Raw genomic sequence first — 26491 nt, forward strand, 5'->3', positions numbered from 1 at the left:
CCTTTCGAAACACATGAGTAACGTAAAAACAGCAAGTTAGGCGAGTTGTTTCGATTCGACACAGGGAGCGGAGACTCTTTGTCCCCTCAGGGCGCACTCGGCGCCTCTATGTCTACTTGTCGATAAAAACATACGTTAAAACAAAGGCTTATGTGGCGGCATGGTGTTTGCTGTAAATCTAAGCGGGCGGCTCTGCCACCTGTTTTCGGATGATGGATACACCTCGGACAGGGATGGAACCTTGCTGATGGGGGCTTCTGTGGACGGAAAAAAAATCATGATTGTTGATGAAGAGGGCTTTGGGCGGGTTTGTTGCGCTCTGCTCGAAATGTATGGCTATTCAACAGATTATCTTCCCCAGTGCCAGGACTTCAAGCATCGCTGCAATCCGGATCAACACGGCCTGGTCATCCTGAGTTACCCCTACGGGTCCGAAATCCTGTCGGAGCTGCCGAACTACCAGCGGCTCAAGACCATCATTCTCTCCGACTATATCAGTTCAGATCTGCTGGCTCGCATCAAGGGCCTCCAACAGGTTATCTGCCTCACCAAGCCCCTCGATTTCGGTAATTTCAGGGATACCATATCTCGTATGTTGCCCTGTCAGGGCTCTGGCAGCTAGGAGGGTGATTTGAAGAAAGCGTTGACAGGCCTGCTCGTGATGTGCTGCCTGCTGGTGGCATGTAACAGACAGACCAAAGAAAGTCTTTACCAGGAAGGCCTCAGCCTGAGTGCTCAGGGGAACTACCGTGGCGCCGTCGTTCTATTCAAAAACGCCCTGGAGAAGGACCCCAATTATTTTGAGGCCCGATTCCAGTTGGGCAACGCTTACCTTGAAACAGGCAAATACGAGAGAGCTTTCAACGAGTTTGAAAAAGTGCGTCTTCAGAACCCGTCATTTCCCGGCCTGCAACACAAATTGGCCCAATGGCATGTTCGCACCAAAAATCCCGATGAAGCCCTCCGCCTGATGGCGGTTTATCTTCAGGGTAATGAGGCGGATACCGAAACCCTGGAGATCATTGGACAGGCCCGTTACCAGAAGAAGGAATGGGATGCGGCTGAAAAAGCGCTGCGTGAAGCGGTTGCCCTGGACGATAAAAACATCAGCGCCAAATTGCTCTTGGCTCAGGTTCTCATCAGGCAGCAGAAAGACGATAAGGCGCGTGACCTCCTTTCCCTGCTGGTCGAGCGGAAAGTTCACGTTCGCGCCGCCTATTACATGCTGGCCGATCTGGAAGCTGCCCTGGGAAATTCCGCGCGTAGCCGTGAAATCTATCAGGACTGGAGCCTCATTGACCCTGAAGATGCAGACGCTCTGTTCAAAATAGGGCTTTATGATCTGGATGCCGGGCGTTTCACCCTGGGCGAAGAAGTGGCCGCCCGCCTGATCGAAGTTTTTCCTGCCAACGAAAAGGGGCTGTTGCTTAAAGGGATGGCTAGCTATCTACAGGGCCAGAGCGAACAGGCCTCCCGCGAATTGCAACTGTCCATCAAAAAGGGCAGTGACCCTCTCGCCTATTATTTTCTCGGACTTGCTTTCCTTCAACTGGAACAGTACGAGCTGGCTCTGAATCAATTCCACAAAGTTCTGGATTTTAACCCTGATTCGGTACAGGCCCGTTGCATGGTAGCGATGACCCTGCTGAAGCAGAAGCGCCTGGAAGATGCCATCAGCCAGGTTCAGATCGCGCTGGCCAAATATCCGGAAAATGGGTTGGCCTGGAACATTCTGGGCAGTGCCCATATGGCCCTGGGGCAGTACGACAAGGCCATGGCTGAATTCAACCGGGCCATCACGCTGGACCCGAAGCTGGCCGATGTTCACCTGAAAAAAGGGTTGTTCAACCTTTCCCGGGGCGAGATGGCGCAGGCTGAAGAGGAAATGGTCAAGGCCGTCCGTATCGCCCCCGACGTCCTTGATACTCGTCTGATTCTTGCCAATCATTACATCCGGCAGCAGAACTATCAGAAAGCCTTGGAGGTTCTGGACGAAGGTGTGAAGGGGGCTCCGCAGGACGCCCTGATTTACAATTACCAGGCCGGGGTGCTGCTGGCCCAGAAAAAGATTCCCGACGCGATCAGCAGGCTCAAGGCCGCCAAAGAGGCTTCTCCCCTGTATTTCACCCCGTACTTCAATCTGGCGAATCTCTATCTCTCACAGGAAAAGTACGATGAGGCTTTGGCCGAACTGAGCGCTGTTCTCTCGCTGGAACCAAAACAGGTTAACGCTCATTTGGCCAGCGGCATGATCAGGGAGCTGCAAGGGAATGAGGTGGCCGCACTCGAGTCTTACCGCCGGGCCAAAGACACGGGAACGGTCGAAGGTGCTGTCGGACTCGCGAATTACCACCTTAAAAAAGGAGCTCAGTCGGAGGCATTGGCCGTCCTTGATCAGGCTCAGGAAGAGTTTGCCGATCATTCAGGACTTCTTGAGCTCAAAAGCCGTCTCCTGCTTAAGTCAGGTCGCGTGGATGAAGCAAGGGAACTGTTGTCGCGGATCGAAGAACTGGCCCCGGGCCGAGGATATCCCATTCTGGTCCAGGTTTTGATGCATTATGGAAAAACGGAAGATGCAATCCGGCTCGCCGAAAAAGTGATTTATGCCCAGCCCCAATCCGCCTACGGGTATCTGCTTCTGGCCAGTGTCCACGAACACGGTCTTCACTCGGAAAAGGCTTTGCAGACTTTGCAGCGCATTCCTGGGGAGGCCGCCTCCTCTCCCCAAGTACAGGTCAGGATCGCTCAGATCTTTGAAAAGAAGCAAGACTATGACCAAGCCATGAAGACCTACCAGGGCATTCTCGATAAAACGCCCCATTTTTTTCCGGCCCGTTTTGCTCTAGGCGCTCTGGCGGATCGGCAGGGAAACAAAGGGGCGGCCCTCGACCATTACCGGCAGGTTCTGCGTGAAGAGCCGGGCTATACGCCGGCCCTGAATAATCTTGCTTATCTTTATGCTGACAATTACGCCGACAAGGCTGAAGCTCTTGAATTGGCGCTCAAGGCGTTTCGTAATGCTCCGGAAGATCCTGGCATTCTCGATACGCTCGGTTACGTCCTCATCAAAAACAGCCGTTTCGAGGAAGCGATCCTGCATTTGGAAAAAGCCGCCGCCTTGTTACCTGAGAATCCGACAGTCTGCTATCACCTGGGGTTGGCCTACAGCGCCGCCGGCAAAACCGGGCAAGCGGTGGCAATACTCAGAAAAGCTAAAGAATTGGGCTCCTTCCCCGAAGCGGACAAGACGGATGAATTGCTGAAACGACTTGCAGGTTGATGGAGTTGGGAATATGGGAAAGACACTGATGATCCTGGTAGGCGGCGATCTGCTGATTGCATTCATGGCGCACCACTGTGGACTCATGGTGCGTTCGGGTACCCTGTCTTTTTTAGATGGCAACTACCAGCAGGACATCCTGAGGGTTCTGATATTCGCCCTCGTCCTTCTCTTCACTACCTATTTTTCCGAAATGTACAGCCGTGAAAAACGGTTTGGCCTCAGTGAAACCCTCGGTCGTGTCCTTGCTTCGCTGGTGCTGGCTTTTGTCGTTCTGTCTGCAACGTATTACTTTCAGCCCTCTATCGCCATCCGCGCAGATATCCTGATTCTTTCCTTAATCCTTTTCGGCATCATCCAGTTTCTCTGGCACAACCGCTATCCTCTGCTGCTGAGGGTGCCGGGGATATCCAAAAAAGTCCTTGTTTTCGGTGTCGGCCCCCTGGCCCAGCAGATGGAGATGCTCATCTCCATGTCCAATACCGGCTATGTCTTTGAAGGATTTGTGTCACCCGGCCGGGAGTACGATCCGGACTCCAAAGATCCCCTCATTGCGTCTGTCGACACTCTGCTGGCCGCGGCTGAAGATCGCAAGGTCAATAAAATCGTCATTTCTCTGTCCGAACGGCGAGGTGTTTTTCCGGTGCGTGAAATTCTGCGCTGCAAACTCAAAGGGATTGAGATCGTCGATGCTGTAACCTTTTACGAAGATGTCACCGGCAAGCTTATGGTCGAAAACATCAATCCAAGCTGGTTTATTTTTTCCGGCGGTTTCAAGCTGACCCAGTTTATGCGGGGCATGAAACGGGTGCTCGATGTAATCCTCTCCCTGACGGGAATTATTCTGTTTCTGCCCTTTGCCCCGATAATCGCCGTGATGATCAAGCTGGATTCGCCCGGGCCAGTCCTCTTTAAGCAGTTGAGAGTCGGAGTCGGCGAAAAAACCTTTCATCTGTATAAATTTCGCACGATGAGGGAGGACGCTGAAAAAAACTCCGGTGCAGTCTGGGCGACTGAAGACGATCCCCGCATTACTCGGGTTGGTCGTTTCTTACGCAAGAGCAGACTGGATGAGGTTCCCCAATTGTTCAACGTGCTGCGCGGCGACATGAGCTTTGTCGGTCCTCGTCCCGAACGTCCGGAGTTTGTGAACAAGCTCAATGAACGTGTCCCCTATTATGCCACGCGTCATACCGTCAAACCGGGAGTCACCGGCTGGGCCCAGGTGAAATATCCTTACGGCGCCTCCGAGGAAGATGCCCTGGAAAAATTGCGCTACGACCTGTTTTACATCAAAAATTATTCACTGCTGCTCGATCTGGTGATCATACTTGAAACCGTTAAGGTCGTGCTTTTTGGCCGAGGAGGAAGGTAGTCGGGATGAAATTTTCACTCTGTCTTGGCGTACTGTTTATGGCCCTGTCGCTGATGTTGTCATCAGCCGTCATGGCGGGGGACTACGTAATCGGGGATGGCGATGTGCTTCAGGTGTCCGTCTGGGGTGTGCCCGACCTCAGCGTGCAGGTAACGGTCAGGCCTGACGGCAAGATCACCCTTCCTGCCGCTGGCGATATTGAAGCATCCGGCCTGACGCCGTCGGCCCTCGCTGAAAATCTGCGCAAGTCCATAAGGCGGCTGGTAAAAGAGCCGATCGTAACCCTCACCGTCGCCGAAATCACCAATAACCGGATTTATGTCTCCGGCGGCGGGGTTCCAGCCGAGGTGGTCAACCTGACAGGCCGCACAAGTCTGTTCAAGTTTCTCTGTCGTTTCGGAACACTGGAAAACGCCGATCTACGTCATGCTTATCTGCTGCGCCAAGGGCAGAAGGTCAAAACCGACTTCTACAAACTTTTCTGGGAAGGGGATTTTTCCCAGGATCTTGAGCTCAAGGCGGAAGATATCCTTTTTATCCCCAACAATGAGCTGAACAAAGTCTATGTGGTCGGGGCGGTAGCGCAGCCGATGTTCATCGTCTATCGAGCGGAGATGAAGGTTCTTGACGCCATTCTCGAATCCGGTGGATTCAATGAATACGCCAACCGTAGCAACATCACGGTCTTGCGCAACACCGGCGATAAAATCCGCGTGAGTGTCAAGGATCTTCTGAAAGGTAAGGACCTAAGTCAGAACGTATTTCTCCAACCGGGAGATTACGTCATTGTCGACGAGGGGCTTTTCTGATCCGTCAAGCCATCCAACTCAGGTTGAAGACTGGTCAATAACTGGCCTGCTTTGAGAGGGAACCCCATGGAAAGATCGTCATCTGAACTCATGCGCAACCTGCGCATCCTCTACAAAAAACGCTACCTGGGTATTTCCACGGCTCTGGTGGTGATGTCCCTGGTGATCGTCTACAGCTACTTCATGCCGAAACAATACAAGGCAGACAGCACGGTTTTTATTGAAAGCAATGTCATCAACAGCCTGGTCGAGGGGATCGCCATCACGCCGAGCATGGACGACCGTATCCGCGTTCTACGCTACGCCATGCTCAGCCGCGACCTGATCAGCAAAGTGCTCAAGGATATGGACCTCGATGCCGAACTCGGCAGCGAGTCCAGACTGCAGGATTACGTGGCGGGCCTGCAGGCGAGGACGAAGATCGATTTCAGAAACCGTGAAGGTCTTTTTACTGTTTCCATCGTTGATGGAGATCCGGTTTTCGCCAGGGATTACGTCAACACGCTGGTGCGGACCTATGTCGAAGAAAATATATCGGAAAAACGTGAAGAGACCTACGGCGCCAACCGCTTTCTTGATGAACAGCTTGTTCATTTCAAAAAGAAGCTGGACGAAGCAGAAGACGCCATCATCGACTTTCGTCGCCAGCAGGGCGTTTTCCTGGCTGTGGGTGAACAGTCCATTTTGCAGGACATCCAGGCCTATCAAAGAGAGGTCGAGGATATCACTCTGACTATGGAGACCCTTGAAGCCAGAAAAGGACAACTGGCGCAGCAATTGAAAAACGTCAAACAGTCAGTCCCTATCTTCAACGAGCAGCAGGGCACAGATCGCATCGTGGGACTTGAGCAACGGATCGCCCAGCTTTTGCTGACTTACACGGAAAATTATCCGGAAGTCATTCGCCTGAAAGCCGAAGTCGAAGGTCTTAAGCGCCACTTGCAGAGCGGACAGGAAGGTCAGCCCCTGACGGGTGAAATGACCACTATCAATCCGGTTCATCAGGAAGTACAGCAGAACATCTTCAACGTCGAGGCGGAGCTGAGTTCTCTCAAGGCCAGAAAAGAAAGTCTCCTGCGGATGATGGAGGGACGCAAGGCCCAGTTGCAGGACGTTCCTGAAAACCGCAAGGTCCTCGCCGCGCTGGAGCAGGAACGCGATTCCTATCGCCAGACCTACGACCAGCTGCTGACGCGCATGGGCCAGTCGGAAGTGTCCAAGCAGATGGAAATCAGCAATAAAGCCTCGACCTTCCGTATCGTTGACCCGGCCCAGCTGCCGAAGGCACCTGAGTCGCCCAATATGGTCCGCATGATTCTCCTGGCTATTGCTGCTGGTTTGGGCAGCGGGGTAGGGCTCATTCTGCTGCTCGATCGCTTGAATCCCACGGTCGTGGAAGTGGCGCAGATCCGCGAGTTGGGGGTGGAAGTGCTGGCCGTTATCCCGACCATAGTCGATACGGAACAACTGCGTGAGGCGAAGCGCCGTGACGCCCTGATTTATTCACTGTCCGGAGTCTATTTTTCGGCGGTTCTGGGATTGCTCGCGTTTGAAGCTCTGCTGCGCTAAGCGACATTTTCTACGGCATCCCTGGCACGAAGCCGTAATCCCCAAAGGGAGGCAGGAAATATGAGCCGAATTGAAAAGGCGATCGAAAAAGCGACCCGTTTGAGGCAGGGAGCAGACAGTAAGAGTCCCTCCTCAGCTGAGTCTCCCCTGCCAGCTGCCGCATTTATGAATGATCGGCAAGGCAGGCCTTCCTCGGTGGCTCTGCAGGACGTTGAACCGCTGCAGGTCAATTGTCCTTTTCTGCCCATGGCGCAGCGCAACAACGATCCTGTCTCGGAAGAATATAAAAAACTTCGTTCACTGGTGCGTAAACTCACGAAGAAGGGATCTTTTCTCAATACGCTGCTGATCACCAGCACCGTTGGCAGTGAAGGGAAAAGCATTACAACCCTTAATTTGGCCTTGGCACTGGCCCAGGAGTACGACCACACGGTCCTCCTGGTTGACGCCGATCTGCGCCGACCCTCTATTCACCGTTACCTTGGCCTTCAACCCGAAGTCGGCCTGGTCAACTGTCTGCAGGATGGCCTCCCTGTCGAACAGGCCCTGATTAAGACCGGCCTGGGCAAGCTGGTCGTTTTACCTGCGGGTTCCCCCGTCGAAAACCATCTGGAACTTCTATCCTCCGAGCGCATGAAGAACCTGATCCGCGAATTGAAATCACGCTATCCCGAACGGTACGTGATTTTTGACACGCCACCGGCGCTGCCCTTTGCCGATGCCCAGATCCTCGGCTCCGAAATCGATGGGGTGATTTATGTCATCCGCGAAGGCTTTGCCAAAACCGAACAGATCCGGGAAGCGATGGAAAGCCTTAAAGGCAGCAATCTGCTGGGAGCCGTCTATAACGACTCAAGTATCATGCCGTCCTCTGGCCGGTATTCGTACTACTATTAAGGAGGGAGCTTTGAATAAACGGTTGTTTATTTGCCCTGGTGTCCTAGGGTGCCTGCTCACTCTCTTGTTTGCCAGCACTGCCTGGGGACGTGTCGAGATCACTCCCTATTTTACTTTGCGGGAAGAATATAACGACAATATCTATCTGTCGGCCAGCAACGAGCAGAGCGATTTCATTACCAGGTCTGTTCCTGGTATTTCCCTTGAACTGGACAGCAACTATCTCGACCTCAGCCTCGACTACAGCCTCCACTATATTTTTTATGCCGACATTACTGAAGAGAACGAAACCCGTCTTAAGGATGTACAGCGTGCCATGGGTACTGCACAGATCCTGCCGGATCGCGATTTCACCGTTACCCTTGAAGATCATTACAGCCGGGTCACCATTGACGAGCGTGACCCCGTTGTCGAAGAAAGCCTGTTCGTCAACCGGACCAACCTGAACCGCTTTCTGGCGAATCCTCGTTACCAGTACCGGGCGCTGTCGGGTCTGTTGGCGGTTATCGGCTACCGGTTTGAAAAACTGTCCTACCAGGCAGTCGAAGCTGATGATTCCGAAGCCCATGCCGGTTACGCGGATATCAGAAAAGATCTCTCTTCACGCTTCACACTCCTTCTTTATTATGAATATCGCGACCACAAAGCGAGGATCACCGAAGATTTCTCTCGGCAGGATGGTTGGGCCGGCCTGGAATATCGCCTGTCTCCCCGCCTGACTTTGCGTGGTCACGGCGGGCAGTCGCGGATCGACTATGACGATAGGGAGGAAGAGAAAACAAATATCTGGGAAGCCAGCATCGATTATACGATCTCCTCTTTTTGGGGGATCGGCGCCAGTTACTCCCGAGAAGTCATCGTTTCAGTCACCGAAGGCCTCTATGACCGCAAGGGCGCCAAAATTTACGCCTCGCGAAAAGGGGCGGTTCTGTTGGACCTTGAAGGACGCGTTGCCCGGGACAGCTACAAGACAATCGATCGTCAGGACGATGTCGTTGGTGGAAGTGTCATCCTCGGGCTACCGCTGGTGCGCAATACAATTTTACTGTTGAAGGGAGATTACGACTATCTGGAATTCGCACCTGAACAGGAGCGTGTTCATCGCTATGGTTTCGGGCCGGTCATTGAATATGCGACAAGGCGGTTTTCGACAAGCCTTGGCTATCGCTATCGTGAGGAAAACTCCAACTTTGATTTCAGTGATTATGTCAATCAGATCGTCTTTGTAGAAGGGTCGTTCAAATTCTAACCCGCTTGAACGAAGGGGTTCTCAATGTATAACGAGTTTTTCGGCTTTACCCTTAAACCTTTTGAAATTGTGCCCAATCCGCAATTTCTCTATCCCAGCGACCCTCATCGCAAGGCCTTGAGCTATCTCGAGTACGGCCTTAAAGAAGGGGCCGGTTTCATTCTGCTGACAGGCGAAGTGGGCTCGGGCAAAACGACCATTCTTAAAGACATCATCAGCCGGTTCTCAGGCCACACATCCCTGGCCATGGTTTTCAACACCCGCGTCGACTCTCTGCAGTTGATCGCCATGGTCAACGAAGAATTCGGTCTCAATCCCGAAGGCAAGGACAAGGTCGCCCTGCTGAGGGAGCTTAACAGCTATCTCATTGAGGAATACGCGAACCACGGCAAGCCGATTCTCATCATCGACGAAGCCCAGAATCTGTCCCTGGATACACTGGAAGAAATCCGTCTGCTCTCCAACCTGGAGGCGGAAAACACCAAGCTCCTGCAGATTGTCCTGGCCGGTCAGCCCGAATTGAAAACTCTCATCGCCAGACCCGAACTGCGACAGCTCAAGCAGCGCATCAATATTGGCTGTCATCTGCGGCCGCTGCGGCGCGAAGAAACCGAAGATTACATGTTGTATCGGATGGAAAAGGCCGGCAATCGTGAGGCCGTTACTTTCGAAGCCGGTGCCATGGACCTGATCTACCGGTTCAGCAACGGAATTCCCCGTCTGATCAATGTCCTCTGTGATTTTATTTTGTTGGCTGCCTTCGCCGACCAGGTTCGCGACGTTACTCTGGATATGGTTCGGGAAGTAGTCGATGACCTGGACATTTTGGGAGAATCCGAAGCGCTCGAAGAGGTTGAGGTCGTCGATGAAGACTCATTGCTCTATCAGAAAGAGAATCTCCATGAACGTATCAGCATGCACGAAAATATTCTGAAGGTCCTGATGGCCAAGCAAAGGGAAGAGTTCACCCGGCTTTCGAGCCAACTGGAGGCACTTTCCGCCCAGATGGCCGATGTCAAAACCATTGCTGAAACGCTGAGCCTCACAGCGTCCCATGACGAAGAGCTGCGTTCAGGTAAAAAAAAACTTTTTAACCGCTCACTTGGCTGGAGCTAGATAGGTCAATGCCCAATACCGGAAGGGAATACATCCTGTTCACCGTCGATGTCGAAGACTGGTTTCAGGTGGAAAATTTCAAGGGGGCCATCCCCTCGACCTGTTGGCCCGACTGCGAGCTGCGTGTTGAGCGAAACACCCACCAGTTGCTTGATCTGCTTGATGCTCTTGATGCCGGCCACGATTCGACGGTGCGTGCCACCTTTTTTGTCTTGGGATGGATTGCCGAGCGCCTTCCTGCCCTGGTTCGCGAGATTCAACAGAGGGGGCATGAAGTCGCCTCCCATGGTTACGGACATGCGCTGTGTCATGGACAGGAAAAATGTGATCTGGCCGAAGACCTCTGCATGAGCAAGAAGATACTGGAAGATATTATCGGTACACCGGTCTTCGGCTACCGGGCTCCGAGTTTTTCTATCAGCCCCCAGGTTCTTGAGACCATACGGGAATGCGGCTATCTCTACGATTCGAGCTTCAATTCTTTTCAGTTCAACAGTCGCTACGGGCATATCCCACTGACGCACAGCTCCCGAGAAGGACTGGCATACCGCATGACCGACGATTTTTACGAGATTCCTATCAGCAACCTTGAGCTGTGGGGACGTCAGATTCCCCTCGGTGGGGGCGGTTATTTCCGGCTGGTGCCTTTTCCCCTGTTTCATCTCGGCATCCGCTCTCTTCTGCAACGGGATAAGGGGTATATGTTCTATCTGCACCCCTGGGAACTCGATCCGGGACAGCCACGGGTGAAGGATGTCTCTGCCCTGTTTCGTTTCCGCCATTATGTCAACCTGAGCAGGACGAAGGCCAAGGTGCAGGCCTTTTTAAATACATGCAAAAGCCAGCAGTTTGTTACCTGCAGTGAATATCTCGGGCGTCATGACTGTTAACAGTTCAATCCTGCGTTTCGCATGACATGGCCGCTGTCTTCTATTTTCAGGCTAAAGCGAGGGAGTGAAAGGGTATGCGTATTTTAATTACAGGCAATATGGGCTATGTCGGACCAGCCGTGGTAGGTCATTTGCGCAGGGTTTTCCCCTCTGCCTGTTTGCTTGGCGTGGATTTGGGCTTTTTCGCCAACTGCACTATGGGGTGCGATCTTTTGCCCGAATGTCGATTGGATCGCCAGATCTTTGCCGACGTCCGTTCTTTGCCTTCAGAGCTACTTCAAAGCGTGGATACAATCGTTCATTTGGCCGCGATTTCCAATGACCCGATGAGCAACAAGTTTGAGGACGTTACATATGCCATAAACCATCAGGCCAGCGTCGCCCTTGCCAGACAAGCGAAGGCGATGGGGGTGAAAAGGTTCATTTTCGCTTCAAGTTGTAGCATGTATGGAGCCGGGCACGATAACCCGCGCAAGGAAAGTGACGCTTTAAACCCTCTGACGCCTTATGCGCGCTCGAAGGTCATGACGGAGCGGGATTTAGAGCCACTGGCCGACGAGGATTTCATCGTGACCAGTTTGCGGTTTTCCACGGCCTGCGGAATGAGCGACCGTCTACGGCTGGATCTGGTTCTCAACGATTTTGTTGCCTGTGCCGTCACCAGCAAAAAAATCAGTATTCTCAGCGACGGCACACCCTGGCGTCCCCTGATCAATACCAAGGACATGGCTCGGGCCATCGAGTGGGCCGTGACCAGACCCTCGACTCTGGGCGGACCCTTCCTCGCCGTCAACGTGGGTAGCGAGGATCGGAATTACCAGGTTCGGGAGGTCGCTGACCTGGTGGCCAATCTAATCCCGGGCGTAAGTGTTGAGGTCAACCCGGCCGCGCCTCCTGACAAACGATCCTATCGGGTCAACTTCGATCTCTTCAGGCAACTCGCTCCTGAACATCAGCCAGTCTACACCCTGGCCGATTCCATCCAGGAAGTGCAGCAATCACTTCAGTCTTGCAGGTTCAATGATCTGGATTTTCGCAGTTCACGCATGATGCGCCTCAACCACCTCAACTATTTGTTGGAAAAAGGGTACCTGAACGAAGATCTGCGCTGGGTGGCTTATGCCTGAGAACCAGAAAACAAAGACAGTCGATCCACCCTGTCCCCTGTGCCAAGGCACGGCTAGCCGGGTATTTTTCAACCTGGAACAACAACCCATGCTGATCGGCGTCCTTTGGGAGAATCGCGAGGAGGCGTTGGCCTGCCCAAAAGGGGATTTGAAGTTGGCTTTCTGTCCCGATTGCGGCTTCATCTGCAATAACCGTTTTGAACCGGATCGTTTGCAATATAGCCAGGCTTATGACAATTCGCTGCACTTCTCCCCTGTTTACCAGGAGTATGCTGAAGCAACAGTCCTGAACCTGGTGGAGCGTTACGGAATCCGCAATAAAACCGTGATCGAAATCGGTTGTGGAAAAGGGGATTTTCTGATGCTGCTCTGTCGACTTGGGCAAAACCGTGGGATCGGATTTGATCAGAGCTACGAGGAGCGCACCCTGCCAGCGGAGATTCACAGTCAAATCAGTTTTGTAAAGGATTTCTATGGCCCCGACTATGCCAGCTATCAGGCTGACCTGATATGCAGTCGCTATGTACTCGAACATATCCCCAACCCCCTGGGGTTCTTGGGAATGCTGCGGCAGATTATTGCCGATCCTGGTCAAACGCTGCTTTATTGCGAGGTTCCCAACGTAGGTCTGATTCTGAACCAGCATTCGGTGTGGGACATCATCTATGAACATTATGCCTATTTCAGCCTCGGATCTTTGGCGAGATTGTTCGAGCAGGCCGGCTTTCAGGTGATTCAGGGAAGGGAATCTTTTTCGGGCCAATTTGCCAGCCTTGAAGCCCGAGTGGGGCAGGGGCAACCCCGCTGGAATTTCGATCATGCAAGCGAAATCGCAGAGCTTGCCAGTGCTGTGGACAGCTTTGAGAACCATTTCAAAAGCATGGTCGCTCGCTGGCGAGAGGTTTTGCAGGCGGCTGCATCCAATAACCAACGGGTTGTCCTTTGGGGGGGGGGTGCAAAAGGCGTCAGTTTTCTGAATATGTTGGGCGTTGGGTCAGAAATTGACTACGTGGTCGATATCAACCCCGGCAAGCAGGGGCGCTATATCGCCGGCACGGGCCAGCAGATTGCCTCGCCTCAATTTCTCAAAAAATATGCACCGCAGACCGTTATTGTCCTTAATCCGGCCTACAGGGGCGAAATTCAGGCCATGTTAGTCGACCTGGGTCTAACTCCCGAGGTTCTCTGTGTTTAACCGCTGCCAGGCGGACCATAAGGAGATGTCATGTTGAACGCAGCCACTCATTGCAGGTTTTGCCAGGAACCCCTCGAACACACCTTCGTCGATCTGGGGATGTCGCCTCTGTGCGAAAGCTACATTGCCCCCGAACAGCGCAACAGAATGGAGCCTTTTTATCCGCTGCACGTGTACGTCTGTTCAAACTGTTTTCTGGTGCAGCTCGAACAATATGTCAGCGCCGAGGATATTTTTACTGAATACGCCTACTTCTCCTCCTACGCGACGGATTGGCTCAAACACGCCGAAGCCTATGTCGAGATGGTCCTTCAGCGTTTTGCGCTGGGATCTTCCTCGCAAGTGGTCGAAGTGGCCAGCAACGACGGCTATCTTCTGCAATATTTCCTGCCTCATGGGGTGCCGGTTCTTGGTGTCGAACCGGCCAGAAATGTTGCGGCGGTCGCTCTTGAAAAAGGGATTCCCACCCGCACCCTGTTTTTTGGTGAGGCAACCGCCCGCGATCTGGCGGCCGAAGGCCAAAAAGCCGACCTGCTGATAGGGAACAACGTGCTGGCCCAGGTGCCGGACCTCAATGACTTTGTCCGTGGGCTCAAAACGCTTTTAAAACCCGGCGGGGTAATAACACTTGAGTTTCCCCATCTGGTGAGGTTGATCGAGGAGAGTCAGTTCGACACCATCTACCATGAACACTTTTCCTATTTTTCCCTGATAACCGTCGAAAAAATCCTGGCAGCCCACGGTCTGACCCTCTTCGACGTCGAGGAACTCACTACCCATGGCGGGTCCTTGCGCATCTTTGCCCGTCACGCCGAAGACCACAGTCGGCCGGTTTCCCAGGCTGTTGATGACCTGCGTAAGCGTGAAACTGATTTTGGCATCCCGCAGATAGCCACCTATCAGGCTTTTTCCGAAAAGGTGAAGGAAACCAAGCGAAAGCTCCTGGATTTTCTCATTACAGCCAAACGTGACGGAAAAGTCGTAGTAGGTTACGGGGCGCCGGGCAAAGGCAACACGCTGCTCAATTACTGCGGCATCCGTACCGATTTTCTGGATTATACAGTGGATCGTAACCCGTACAAACAGGGGAAGTTTCTGCCGGGAACGCACATCCCTATTTTTACTCCCGAAAAAATATGGGAAACCAAGCCAGATTACGTGCTGATTCTCCCCTGGAATTTCAAGGATGAGATTGTGCAGCAAATGGCAGGCATTAGAAGCTGGGGCGGACGTTTTGTCATACCCATTCCCGAGGCGACTTTAATCTGATCCGGGAAAAATGAGCCAACAGGAGAGACTCTCATGAAGGTGGTTTTGTTCTGCGGGGGGTTGGGGACTCGGCTAAGGGACTATTCGGAAGCGATTCCCAAGCCGTTGGTTCCCATAGGGTACAGGCCGATCATCTGGCACCTGATGAAATATTACGCCCATTTCGGGCATCGGGACTTCATTCTTTGTCTCGGACACGGTGCTGACGCCATCAAAAACTATTTTCTTAACTATAACGAAGCCATTTCAAACGATTTTGTGCTGAGCGAAGGGTGCAAGACCGTTGAACTGTTTAACAGCGACCTGCGTGACTGGCGCATTACCTTTGTCGATACCGGCTTGCATTCTAATATCGGCCAGCGCCTGAAAGCAGTGGAAAAACACCTCGCGGGCGAAGAGATGTTCTTTGCCAATTACAGCGATGGACTGACCGACGTCCATCTTCCCGACTTCATTGAACATTTTATTCAGAACGACAAAATCGGCTCCTTCCTTTCCGTACTGCCAACCTACAGTTTTCACTTGGTCAATCTGGGCAGCGATCAGACCGTGGAGCGTATTTATTCGATTCGTGACAGTGGCTTTATGATGAACGGAGGGTTCTTCATTTTTAAACAGGATATTTTCCGTTATCTCCATGAGGGAGAGGAGCTTGTGCTTGAGCCTTTCGAGCGATTGATCCAGGAAAAGCAGCTGATTTCTTATGTCCACAGAGGGTTTTGGGCCTGCATGGATACCTTCAAGGAAAAACAGAATCTGGATGAAATATATGCCAGAGGGGAGGCACCCTGGCAGGTGTGGTGCAATGGTGGGAGTCGTGGCTGTTAAGCGCTGAAACCTCAGGTAGGGATATGCTCACTGTAACGTTGAATAAAAAAGAAAACGAGCCGCTGAAAATACTGTGTCTCGGAGCCCACTGCGATGATATCGAAATCGGCTGCGGTGGAACACTGCTGCGAATGCTTCAGGAACATAGCGGCTGTCAGGTCTACTGGCTGGTGTTCAGTGGTAGCGCTGAGAGGGCTGTCGAGGGCCGTGAAAGTGCCCGTCGCTTTCTGCGGAAGGCAGCTTCCAGTCACATTGAGATCAAAGATTTCAGGGACGGTTTCTTCCCTTATGTCGGCGACCGGATCAAGGAGTGTTTCGAATACCTGAAACAGGAGTTTTCGCCCGATATTATTTTCACGCACAGTCGACGGGATTTACACCAGGATCATCGAAGTATTGCGGAGCTTACCTGGAACACCTTTCGGAACCACCTCATTCTTGAATATGAAATTCCCAAATATGACGCTGACCTGGGGGCGCCAAATGTTTTTGTTCCGCTGGACGACGCTGTTTGTCAGCAAAAGATAGAGTTTCTACTGGAATCTTTTCCTTCACAGAGAAATCGCTCCTGGTTTGAGGAAAAGACCTTCTGGTCCCTATTGCGGTTGCGCGGTCTTGAATCCAATGCCCCCTCCTGTTACGCGGAAGGGTTCTACGGTCGCAAGGTGATTCTTTAGCAAGTGCTTCAGAAAGAGGTGCGTATATGAAAAAGAGACACGTGACTCAATTGGGACAAAGATTTGCTGTCACCCTGTCGGCATTTTGGCGGCGCCCGGTGTTTCTGCTTATCCTCTTTCTGGTTTTGGTTCAGTCCGCGCCAGCCTGGTCCTTGGTTTCCGACGACTTTAACGCCAGTTCCCTCAATGGCAATTTATGGCAACTTGTCGACCCGATAGGAGATGCGACTGTCAGTCTGAGCGGGGCCGGCACAACCGATGCGCGATTGCAGTTCAGTGTCCCGGCCGGCCTGTCCCACGATGCCTGGACCGCCAACAGCGCTCCTCATTTGCTGCAGACCGTCGCCAATACCGATTTTGTCATCGAGGTCAAATTCGACTCTCCGGTAGCGAAAAAATATCAGGGGCAAGGGGTGTTGGTAAAGCAGGATACGAATAGCTGGTTGCGGTTTGATTTTTACAGCAATGGTTCGGGAACACGTATTTTTGCTGCAGCCAAAACAATTTCGGGCATGAGTGTCAAAGTCGACAAGGCCATAACTTCTGGGGCCCCCCTTTACATGCGGGTAGCCCGCAATCTCAATACCTGGACACAATCCTATTCCTACGATGGCATCAATTGGACCACGGCCATCACCTTCAGCCACACCTTGACTGTGGCTGCGGTTGGGCCTTTTGTTGGCAATTTTGCGACCTCTGGCGATGCCCCTGCCCATACGGCCCTGGTGGACTATGTTTTCAACGTCGCCAGCCCGATTGTACCTGAAGATGGTGGTGCTGAACCGACATTGTACTTCCTCGACGTTATGGTTATCGGTGGTGGCCAGGTGAGTCTCGATCCTCCCGACGGCAACTATGCTTCCGGTACTCAGGTGGAACTTATGGCCAGTGCCGATGCCGGCTGGTATTTCAGCGGATGGAGCGGGGATCTCACCGGTTTGGTGAATCCGGCTTCCCTGGTCATGGATAATAATCTCTTCGTTCAGGCCAACTTCCTCGCGGATACTTCGCCGCCGATTATCGGACCTGTCAGTGTCGTTGCAGGAAGCAATAACGCTGTGCTGTCCTGGGAGACAAGTGAACCCACAACCTGCCGGATTGACTACGGCCATACAGCCGATTACGGCCTGACTCAGGATTTGGCCCAGTCTGATACGACCCATCAGCTTACTCTTAGCGGGCTCAGCTCTTCCAGTACTTATCATTACAAGGTAACCGCCGTTGACGGGGCCGGTCTTTCGGCCAACAGCGGTGACCAGGTTTTTACTACCAGTGAAATCGTCGAAGACCCATTGGGACTGGTCTCAGATGATTTCAGCCAACCGCTTCTTAACGCCCTTTGGCGTCTGTACGATCCCTTGGGGGACGCCACTGTGGCTCTGGTCGGCAGTGGCAGCGCCGATGCCCGGCTTAGCTTTTCCGTGCCAGCGGGCCCCAGCCATGATCCCTGGGTGGTGGATACTGCGCCACGCCTGCTTCAGGACGTCAATAATACCGATTTCATAGTCGAACTTAAATTTGACTCGCCGGTGACCAGTAAGTATCAGGGCCAGGGTCTCATGGTTCAACAGGATGACAACACTTGGCTGCGCTTTGATTTCTTTAGTGATGGCAGCAAAACCTTGATTTTTGCCGCCAGCAAGACCAATGGGAAGATGAGTACCAAGATTAACAAGGGCATTACGCTGACCGACGCCCCCATGTATTTGCGGGTGACACGCAGTGGCGATCTGTGGACGGAAGACTATTCGCAGGATGGCATCAATTGGGTAACGGCCGGCAGTTTCAGCCATAGCCTGACCGTGACCTCTATGGGGCCTTTCGCCGGCAATTTTGCGACATCTGGCGATGCGCCGGCGCATACGGCCCTGGTCGACTATGTTTTCAGCGCCGCCAGCCCGATTGTGCCTGAAGACGGTGATGCCGAACCGACATTGTATCCCCTTGACATTAAAGTTGTCGGCGGTGGACAGGTGAGTCTGAATCCGCCAGACGGCAGCTATGTTTCTGGCACCCAGGTGGAACTTACGGCTAGTGCCGATTCCGGCTGGTATTTTTACGGCTGGGGCGGCGCCCTTACAGGTAATGCCAACCCGACGACCCTGGTCATGGATGGCGCCAAAGCAGTTGATGCCATTTTTCAAGCGCAGACGCAGCCACCCCAGATAAGCGCCATTGAGGTCAACCCGGGTGAGACCGAGGCGACGATCAGCTGGGTGACCGATTCCCCTGCCAGCAGCACCCTCGAGTACGGCGAAACAAGCGAACTCGGTGCCAGCGTCAGCGATCTATCCCTGGTCACCAACCATAGTCTGCACCTAACCGGCCTGACAAGCGGGATGCAATACTTCTATCGAGTGATCTCGGCCAATATGGCCGGTGAAACGCAGTCCAGTGTCCAGACATTCACCACTTTGCTGCCGGGAGCAGACCCGTCTGGAATCATTTCCGATGACTTCAATCAGCCGAACCTCAACCCGTCCCTCTGGATCCTTGTCGATCCTCTCCAGGATGCCACCGTGGCTATCGAAGGTTCTGGAAGCGGAAGTGCTCAACTGTTGTTTTCCATACCAGCCGGCGCGTCTCACGATCCTTGGACCGTCAATACAGCCCCGCGTCTGCTGCAAACGGCCAACGACACCGATTTCGAACTGGAAGCGAAGTTTGAAAGCCAGCCCCAACTACGTTACCAGGGGCAGGGACTGTTTATCGAACAGGACACCGACAACTGGCTGAGATTCGATATTTACCACGACGGCACCGCCACCCGCATCTTCGCCGCCAGTTGCTCAGCTGGGACCATGAGCACTCGCATCAACAAGGTTATAGCAGCCGGGTCTCCTCTGTACCTGCGAGTGACCCGAGCCGGTTCACAGTGGACGGAATCTTATTCCTACGACGGCATCACCTGGCTGACGGCGGGAAGTTTCAGCCACGTCTTGACTGTTCAGGCCGTCGGTCCTTTCGTCAACAACTACAGCACCACCAACAGCGCTCCGGCCTATACCGCCATCATCGATTATTTCTTCAATCGGGCCGCGCCGGTGGTGCCTGAAGACGGGGACACCATAGTTGACTCCCTGCCGCCTCTGATTCAGCAACTCGGCTACACGGTCAGCCCCAATGGGTTCGAGGTTTCCTGGTTTACGGATGAGCCGGCCACGGGGCAGGTGGAATATGGGCTCACCAGCTCTCTGGAAATGGACAGCCTGGGCCACTTCGACCTGACCACGGCACATAGCGTTCAGGTATCTGGTCTGCAAGCGGAAACCAATTACTATTTCCGAGCCAGCTCCAGCGATGGCAGCGGAAATCAGAGTTCTTCTGCCATCCAGAGCCTTCAAACGCCCGCTTCGAGTGGTTGGGCGCCCGTGATAGACGTCTGGTACGGTGATGAGCAGACTTTCGGCCAGGTCGGTACGCCGCAACCGATGGTCAATATACTGGGAAGCGTCACCGGCACTACCGATATCGTTTCGCTGACCTATTCCCTCAACGGTGGCGCGGAACTGCCCCTTACCGTCGGGCCTGACGGCTTGCGCCTGGTCGGCGAGGGGGACTTCAATATTGAGCTGGCCATCTCTTCGCTGCAACTTGGCGCCAATACCGTGCAAATCCGGGCGGTCGATTCCGCCGGCTATCAAAGCCAGCGCCAGGTTCAGGTCAATCTGGTGGGAGCAAACGAGTGGCCCTTGCCCTATGCCATCGATTGGACACAAGTATCTGATATCGAAAACGTGGCGCAGGTAGTTGACGGGCGTTGGATGGTTCAGGCCGATGGCGTGCGTACCACCCAGGTCGGTTACGACCGTCTGATCGCCATCGGCGATCTGGCCTGGCAGAACTATGAGGTGACCGTGCCCATTACCGTCCATTCGACCCAGTATGTGGGCTCCAACCCTCCGGCCGTTGGTCTTATTGTGCGTTGGATTGGCCACACGCCGGACGGCAAACAACCTGCGGAGCGCTGGTGGCCTCTCGGGGTGTTCGGCATGTATCGCTGGTATCTGACTAACCCGGGTTTGCGACTTTATGATTTTTCCTACCAGATTGTCGATCCCACGGGCCTGCAACTCCCTTTGGGGGTTCCCCACGTCTTCAAGTTGCGAGCCCGGACTCTGCCCGGCCCAGTCACCGAGTACAAGTTTAAGGTCTGGCCAGCCTCTCAGTCTGAACCCGAGGACTGGACTCTGGTGTATCAGGAAGGGTCGGGGGACACGCAAGCCGGTTCTTTCCTGCTGGTAGCCCATTTTGTTGATGTCACCTTTGGCAACGTGACGGTAGTGCCCGTATTCGATTGACAATCCTGTAACGGAGAAGGACGCGATATGCCACGAATCAGCATCGGCATGCCGGTATTCAACGGCGAAAAATACATCGCGGAAGCGATCGATTCGATTCTGGCGCAGACTTTCGCCGATTTCGAGCTGATCATCTCCGACAACGGTTCGAAGGACGGCACCCTGGATATCTGCAAGCGCTATGCTGCCAGAGATGCCCGCATCCGTTTAGAGCAACAGAAGGAAAATCGGGGTGCTGCGTGGAACTACAATCGGGTTTTCGCCCTGTCGGAAGGGGATTATTTCAAATGGTGCGCTCATGACGATGCCATCGCTCCATCATATCTTCAGCGTTGTCTGGATGTGCTGGATCAATATACGGAAGTTGTACTGTGCTACCCCCAAACTCAATTGATGAACGAACATGGTGGCGTCATCAATGTCTATCCCGATGGGCTGCACCTGAATAACGCCAATCCTGTGGAACGCCTGGCGCGTTATCTGTTTCGACAGGCGAAAAAGTGCAATCCGCTGCTGGGGCTTATACGCAGAAAAGCCTTGGCCCGCACCAGTCTGATCGGTAGCTACAATGCCTCCGACCAGGTTCTGCTCGCCCACCTTGCCCTTCTGGGAGAATTTCACGAAATCCCCGAACCGCTTATGTTCCGCCGTGACCATCCTGGTGCCTCTTTGCGAGCCAACCGTACGGCGGGGGCTGTGGCGGCCTGGTTCAATCCTAAGCAGAAAGGCCGGTTTTTGGTGCCGACCCTGCGCCATGGCTGGGAGTATCTGCGCTGCATTCGACAGGCGGATCTGCCTTTGACGCAGCAGATACAATGCGCACGACTGGTGAGCAAGCGACTGTGGTGGGATCGCCATCAGGTGGTGACCGAATTCAAGACCACCCTGGGAGGGGTTCGATGAACATTTCTGCCTGCCCCTGTTGCCATGGAAAAAACGGTCAGGTGTTTTACCAGGTTGGTAGTACGCCGGCCAACAGCTGTCTGCTGATTCCCAGCCGCCAGGAGGCCCTTGAATTCCCCTGTGGCATTCTGGATTTGGCCTGCTGTCCTTCCTGCGGGTTCGTGTGGAATGCCAGCTTCGATTCAGGTCTGATCGAATATTCAGAACGCTATGAAGAAACCCAGGGATATTCCCCCACCTTTGGCCGATTCCACCGCCAACTTGCCCTGGATCTGATCGAACGCTACGACCTGCGGCACAAACAGATCCTGGAAATCGGCTGTGGCAAGGGTGAGTTTCTGGCTCTGCTCTGTGAACTGGGAGGCAACCAGGGTATTGGCTTTGATCCGGCTTTTCGCCCCGGCCGGGTTGATATGCCGGCCGACGGAACGCTGCAATTCATTGCAGACCTGTATTCGGAAAAATATGCCTCCGTGCCGGCCGATTTTATCTGTTGCAAGATGACCCTGGAGCATATTTCCAACCCCAGGGACTTTGTTCACATGCTGCGCCAAGCCATCGGCGAGCGCAACGAGACGGTCGTGTTCATTCTGGTACCGGATGCCGGAAAGATTATCGCTGAAGGAGCCTTTGAAGATTTCTACTATGAGCATTGTTCCTATTTCTGTTCGGTCAGCCTCTGTCAGCTCTTTGCGGAGGCCGGCTTTTCGGTTTCTGCCGTCAAGTCCGTTTACGATGGACAATATTTGGCCCTTAGCGCCTTGCCTGACCCTTTGCCGGGCACGGTCCAAAAAACCGAGACAGACCAGCTCACTTTGCATCTGGCCGCTGTAAAAAATTTAGCCGACCACTGTTTCGACCAGCGCGAGAGATGGAAGGCTCGTTTGATGGACTGGCGGCAGAGTCATGAAAAAGTCGTACTTTGGGGCTCCGGTTCCAAAGCCGTGGGCTTTCTCACGGCGGTAGAAGTGCCTGGAGCCATCGCCGCCGTAGTCGACATCAATCCTCACAAGTCAGGCACGTTTATGCCGGCAAGCGGGTTGCCGATTGTGTCACCTGCGTCGTTGCGTGACGATCCACCAAAGCACGTTATTGTCATGAATCCCATTTACTGCCGGGAAATTGCTTTGCAACTGCAAGGATATGGCTTGAACCCTCAGATATTTACCTTGAGGAACGGTCAATGGAACTGGGAGGAATAACCTGTTGAAGCAAGGGCCGCAGTGGAAAATCTTCATTTTATTGTTTGCCTGGACCCTGGTCTTCTGGCCCGTGCTGCCCCCTATGGTCGAAGCCTGGCTCAGCCACTCGGATAATTCCCATGCCCTTCTGGTTCCCTTCATCTCCCTTTATTTCGCCTGGGGCATGAGGGAGGAATTGACCAGGATACCTCTCACTCCTTCAGTGACCGGTGGTGTTGTCCTGCTGATCAGCCTGCTGCTCTACCTGGTCAGTCTGGTCGGGGGGATCGTTGTCACCGCCCGCATCATGCTGGTTGCCTCCCTGATCGGGCTCATCTGGTGCTGTCTTGGCGGCGCCATGGTCAGGCGTCTGGCCTTTCCTCTCGGGTTTCTCTTTTTCATGATTCCTGTTCCAGTCACTTTGCTGGGAATGATCTCTTTTCCCTTGCAGATGATCGCGACCAAGATCTCAGCCGGCGTCATCTCTTTCTGCTCCATCCCCGTCTACCGGGAGGGCAACATGCTCTATTTTGTGAATACGCAGCTTGAAGTGGCCGAAGCCTGCAGCGGCATTCGCTCGATCATGTCGATGGTCATGCTCAGTGTCATCTTTGCTTATATGGCAACTCCCGGTTGGTGGCGAAAGTTCGCGTTGGTTCTTTCCGCAATTCCCATTGCCATGCTGGCCAACATTGTGCGGGTCAGTGGAACCGGTGTCCTGGCCCATTTCTGGGGGGATCAGGTGGCGCGGGGATTCATGCACGATTTTTCCGGGATGGCGGTGTTCGCCTTTGGTCTGATCGTTCTATTCATTGAATTTTCACTGATTAATCGGATCAAGGCGGCTGCCCCCGCGGAGCGATCCGACAACAAGGCGAGATAGAATGATAAACAATAAGGCCTTCTTTTTTGCTCTGTTTCTCTTGCTGCTTACCCTTGGCCTCACTATATGGCAGGGGCAGCGCGGCAAGCCGGCCGTATTGCAGACCCGTCTGGAGACTTTGCCCAAAGACCTGGCCGGGTATCTGGGGAGAGATAACCGCTTTCCCGACTCGGTCTATCGTGAGTTGAATGCTGACCTGCATGTCTACCGGCACTATCTGGGTACGAACGGCCAGGTCGACCTGTATATCGGTTATTACGGCACCGCCAAAGGGGGACGCACCGGGCACAACCCCTATGCCTGTCTGCCTGGTGCCGGTTGGGCGATTGTCGAGAGTAGTGCCATCCAGGTGCCGACGAGTTATCGGCCCGAGGGCGTCACCCTGAATTACGTCGTGGCCCACAAGGATGGAGTGAACAATGTCCTGCTGCACTGGTACCAGTCCGACGGAACCAAAGTCCTGGCCAACGGGTTTCAGCAGAACATCCAGCGTTTTGTCGGGCGCATTCTGCACAATCGCAACGATGGCGCCTACGTGCAGGTATCGGCCTTCACCACAGGCGATGAGGTGGCCTCAACTCGGCTGAAGCTGGAAAATTTTGCCCGAGAAGTTCTCAACCTCCTGCCGGAGTACTGGCCGGTAGAAGGGTAGAAAGCTGGTTTCATTTTGTGGAGGGAAGATGACAGCGTTGATTTTCTGGATTTCCCTGATGGTCGTCTTTTATGTCTACGTCGGTTATCCACTGACGGCGTGGCTGCTTGGGCTGTTCTGGCTTCGCCCTGTCCTGCGGCAGCCAATTCGACCCAAAGTTTCCATCCTGATTGCCGCTTTCAACGAAGAAGAAGCCATCGCCGCGACGATTGAAAACAAGCTCGCCCTCGATTACCCCCAAGAGTTGCTGGAGATAGTTGTCGTTTCGGATGAATCGACCGATGCGACGGATTCCATCGTGCAAACATATGCCGACAGAGGCGTACGGCTGTTGCGACAAACACCCCGGGCCGGGAAAACCGCCGCGCTCAACCTTGCCGTGCCGCAGGCTGCCGGCGACATCCTCGTTTTTTCCGATGCCAACTCCCTCTATGCGCCCGACGCTCTCGGCTTCCTTGTCCAAAATTTTGCTGATCCCGAGGTCGGCTACGTAACCGGGAAGATGATCTACGTCAGCCCTGACGGGTCCACCGTGGGGGACGGTTGCTCGTCTTATATGAGGTACGAGAACCGCCTGCGTGAGCTGGAGACGCGGCTCGGCTCGGTGGTCGGTGTCGATGGTGGCATCGACGCCATGCGCAAGGACTTGTACCGGTCACTGAACCCGGATCAGCTGCCTGACTTCGTGCAGCCCCTCAAGGTCGTTGAGCAAGGCTTCCGGGTGGTCTACGACTCCCGGGCTCTGTTGCGAGAATCTACCCTCAAGGCGACGGCTGACGAATACCGGATGCGGGTGCGGGTCTCACTGCGGGCCTTTTGGGCGCTGTACGACATGCGAACCCTGCTCGGTTTTTCAGTAAATCCACTCTTTGCCTGGCAGCTCTGGTCCCACAAGGTACTGCGCTATCTCTGCTTTGTCTTTCTTGCCGCCGCCTGGCTCAGCAACCTGTTACTGCTAGAGGACGGCCTGTTTTATCAGGTGTTCTTCTTTTTTCAGTCTGCCGGGTATGCCGGCGCCGCGGCCATTCCTTACTTGGGCAATTACAGTAAGTGGTACAGACTGTTGGCCTTTGGGCGATACTTTGTGCTCCTGAACCTTGCTGCCGCGCACGCCTTCGGCAAGTTCCTGCTCGGCAAGAAACAGATAGTCTGGACACCGAGGAAAGGGTAGGGGTGAAAATACTTCACGTCATAGATTCCGGCGGTCTTTACGGTGCCGAGATCATGCTTCTGGGGCTGATGGCCGAACAGGTTCGGCAAGGGCTTGCGCCGGTGCTGGCAAGTATTGGTGAGCCGACCGTAGAGGAAAAACCTCTGGAGGTTGAAGCCCGCAAGCGGGGTCTGCCGATGGAGATATTCAGGATGCGCCCGGGCCCCAACCTTTTGGGAGCGATGCAGATTATGCGGTTTGCCCGCGAAAAGAGGTTTAACGTGCTGCATTCCCACGGCTACAAGGGAAACATTCTGTTTGGACTGCTGCCACGACAGCTGCGCCGGTTGCCGATGGTGACCACCGTCCACGGCTGGACGAGTACAGGGCGCTGGCAAAGCCGCATGGCGTTATACGAAGCGCTCGATGGGTTAAGCCTCCGTTGCATCGATCGCGTCGTTGTAGTCAACGAAGGGATGCTCGCGCATCCCCGCTTGCAGGGCCGACGGGCAGGCAAGGTGCAGATCATCAATAACGGGCTGTCAGAGGCGCCGGTTGCAGCACCTGCTCTGGATCCCGAGATCGTTCGGTTTTGCCAGCGGGGACCGACCTTGGGCGCTATCGGGCGACTCTCGCCAGAAAAAGGTTTTGACGTTCTGCTGCAGGCCTTTGCCCTCTGCCGTTCGAAACAGCCTCAGGTCCGTTTGCTGATACTGGGCGAAGGCGGCGAGCGGCTGCGACTTGAAGCCCTGGTCAAGGAATTGGGGTTGAGCGACTACGTGGCCATGCCAGGGTATCGTCCTGGTGCCAGCGCTTACCTGCCGCTGCTGCGCGGACTGGTTCTATCTTCCCATACCGAAGGGCTGCCGATGGTTCTGCTCGAAGCCATGCAGGCCGGGATTCCCATCGCCGCCACCGCCGTCGGCGGCATTCCGTCGGTTCTGGATAACGGAAACTGTGGACTGCTGGTTCCTGCGGCCGAGCCTGACCTGTTAGCCGAGGCCATGCTTGAACTGGTCGCGCAGGATGAAGATTGTTGCCTTCGGTTGCAAAGAGCGAAAAAACGTGTTTGTGAAAAATATTCCAGTCAGGCTATGGCCAATGCCTACCTGGGTGTTTACCGATCATTAGCGTGAAGGG

The 26491-nt window shown here is 54.0% G+C and carries 21 protein-coding genes; all 21 read left to right on the top strand.

The features are described from left to right. Positions 1 to 160: 160 nt before the first annotated feature. Positions 161 to 622, top strand: coding sequence for a DNA-binding response regulator (locus AOP6_RS06390; RefSeq protein ID WP_155875797.1), 462 nt, complete (start codon positions 161 to 163; stop codon positions 620 to 622). 9 nt (positions 623 to 631) lie between these two features. Further along, positions 632 to 3280: an XrtA/PEP-CTERM system TPR-repeat protein PrsT gene (prsT, locus tag AOP6_RS06395; RefSeq protein WP_155875800.1), complete on the top strand. Its 2649-nt coding sequence runs from the start codon at positions 632 to 634 to the stop codon at positions 3278 to 3280. A gap of 13 nt (positions 3281 to 3293) precedes the next feature. Next, complete coding sequence (locus AOP6_RS06400) at positions 3294 to 4655, top strand: TIGR03013 family XrtA/PEP-CTERM system glycosyltransferase (RefSeq protein ID WP_155875802.1); 1362 nt, start codon at positions 3294 to 3296, stop codon at positions 4653 to 4655. Between the two features lie 5 nt (positions 4656 to 4660). After that, on the top strand, positions 4661 to 5464 hold the full coding sequence (locus AOP6_RS06405) for a polysaccharide biosynthesis/export family protein (RefSeq protein WP_155875804.1): 804 nt from the start codon (positions 4661 to 4663) through the stop codon (positions 5462 to 5464). A gap of 66 nt (positions 5465 to 5530) precedes the next feature. After that, on the top strand, positions 5531 to 7033 hold the full coding sequence (locus tag AOP6_RS06410) for an XrtA system polysaccharide chain length determinant (RefSeq protein WP_155875806.1): 1503 nt from the start codon (positions 5531 to 5533) through the stop codon (positions 7031 to 7033). Between the two features lie 60 nt (positions 7034 to 7093). Beyond that, positions 7094 to 7930 (top strand): polysaccharide biosynthesis tyrosine autokinase, encoded by an 837-nt coding sequence (locus AOP6_RS06415; protein ID WP_155875808.1) that lies wholly within the window; start codon positions 7094 to 7096, stop codon positions 7928 to 7930. A gap of 10 nt (positions 7931 to 7940) precedes the next feature. Continuing rightward, the gene (locus AOP6_RS06420; RefSeq protein WP_213194799.1) at positions 7941 to 9179 is read left to right on the top strand and encodes a TIGR03016 family PEP-CTERM system-associated outer membrane protein; all 1239 of its coding nucleotides are present in this window, start codon (positions 7941 to 7943) and stop codon (positions 9177 to 9179) included. A gap of 24 nt (positions 9180 to 9203) precedes the next feature. Further along, complete coding sequence (locus tag AOP6_RS06425; protein WP_155875812.1) at positions 9204 to 10295, top strand: XrtA/PEP-CTERM system-associated ATPase; 1092 nt, start codon at positions 9204 to 9206, stop codon at positions 10293 to 10295. 8 nt (positions 10296 to 10303) lie between these two features. Next, entirely contained in the window at positions 10304 to 11185 is an 882-nt protein-coding gene (locus AOP6_RS06430; protein WP_155875814.1) for an XrtA system polysaccharide deacetylase, read from the top strand. 74 nt (positions 11186 to 11259) lie between these two features. Further along, positions 11260 to 12312 carry an SDR family oxidoreductase gene (locus tag AOP6_RS06435; protein WP_155875816.1) on the top strand — a complete coding sequence of 351 codons (1053 nt, stop codon included), beginning with the start codon at positions 11260 to 11262 and terminating at the stop codon, positions 12310 to 12312. Positions 12313 to 12400: 88 nt separating this feature from the next. Next, entirely contained in the window at positions 12401 to 13507 is a 1107-nt protein-coding gene (locus AOP6_RS06440) for a class I SAM-dependent methyltransferase (RefSeq protein ID WP_225897369.1), read from the top strand. A 30-nt stretch (positions 13508 to 13537) separates the two neighbouring features. Then, positions 13538 to 14776, top strand: coding sequence for a class I SAM-dependent methyltransferase (locus AOP6_RS06445; protein ID WP_155875820.1), 1239 nt, complete (start codon positions 13538 to 13540; stop codon positions 14774 to 14776). A 33-nt stretch (positions 14777 to 14809) separates the two neighbouring features. Beyond that, positions 14810 to 15604, top strand: coding sequence for a sugar phosphate nucleotidyltransferase (locus AOP6_RS06450; RefSeq protein WP_155875822.1), 795 nt, complete (start codon positions 14810 to 14812; stop codon positions 15602 to 15604). A 38-nt stretch (positions 15605 to 15642) separates the two neighbouring features. Next, entirely contained in the window at positions 15643 to 16281 is a 639-nt protein-coding gene (locus AOP6_RS06455; RefSeq protein WP_213194800.1) for a PIG-L deacetylase family protein, read from the top strand. Between the two features lie 26 nt (positions 16282 to 16307). Next, positions 16308 to 20582 carry a DUF1349 domain-containing protein gene (locus AOP6_RS06460; RefSeq protein WP_155875826.1) on the top strand — a complete coding sequence of 1425 codons (4275 nt, stop codon included), beginning with the start codon at positions 16308 to 16310 and terminating at the stop codon, positions 20580 to 20582. Between the two features lie 27 nt (positions 20583 to 20609). Beyond that, positions 20610 to 21485, top strand: coding sequence for a glycosyltransferase (locus tag AOP6_RS06465; protein ID WP_155875827.1), 876 nt, complete (start codon positions 20610 to 20612; stop codon positions 21483 to 21485). After that, positions 21482 to 22687, top strand: a complete 1206-nt coding sequence (locus AOP6_RS06470) for a class I SAM-dependent methyltransferase (protein WP_213194801.1) — start codon at positions 21482 to 21484, stop codon at positions 22685 to 22687. The genes AOP6_RS06465 and AOP6_RS06470 overlap by 4 nt, the downstream gene beginning before the upstream one ends. Before the next feature lie 4 nt (positions 22688 to 22691). After that, positions 22692 to 23549 (top strand): exosortase A, encoded by an 858-nt coding sequence (xrtA, locus tag AOP6_RS06475; RefSeq protein WP_155875831.1) that lies wholly within the window; start codon positions 22692 to 22694, stop codon positions 23547 to 23549. A gap of 1 nt (position 23550) precedes the next feature. After that, positions 23551 to 24201 (top strand): exosortase C-terminal domain/associated protein EpsI, encoded by a 651-nt coding sequence (locus AOP6_RS06480; RefSeq protein ID WP_155875833.1) that lies wholly within the window; start codon positions 23551 to 23553, stop codon positions 24199 to 24201. Positions 24202 to 24229: 28 nt separating this feature from the next. Beyond that, the gene (locus AOP6_RS06485) at positions 24230 to 25372 is read left to right on the top strand and encodes a glycosyltransferase family 2 protein (protein WP_155875835.1); all 1143 of its coding nucleotides are present in this window, start codon (positions 24230 to 24232) and stop codon (positions 25370 to 25372) included. 2 nt (positions 25373 to 25374) lie between these two features. Further along, positions 25375 to 26487 (top strand): glycosyltransferase, encoded by a 1113-nt coding sequence (locus AOP6_RS06490; RefSeq protein ID WP_155875837.1) that lies wholly within the window; start codon positions 25375 to 25377, stop codon positions 26485 to 26487. Positions 26488 to 26491 lie beyond the last annotated feature (4 nt).

It is taken from the genome of Desulfuromonas sp. AOP6 (genome assembly GCF_009731355.2).
Taxonomy (GTDB): domain Bacteria; phylum Desulfobacterota; class Desulfuromonadia; order Desulfuromonadales; family SZUA-540; genus SZUA-540.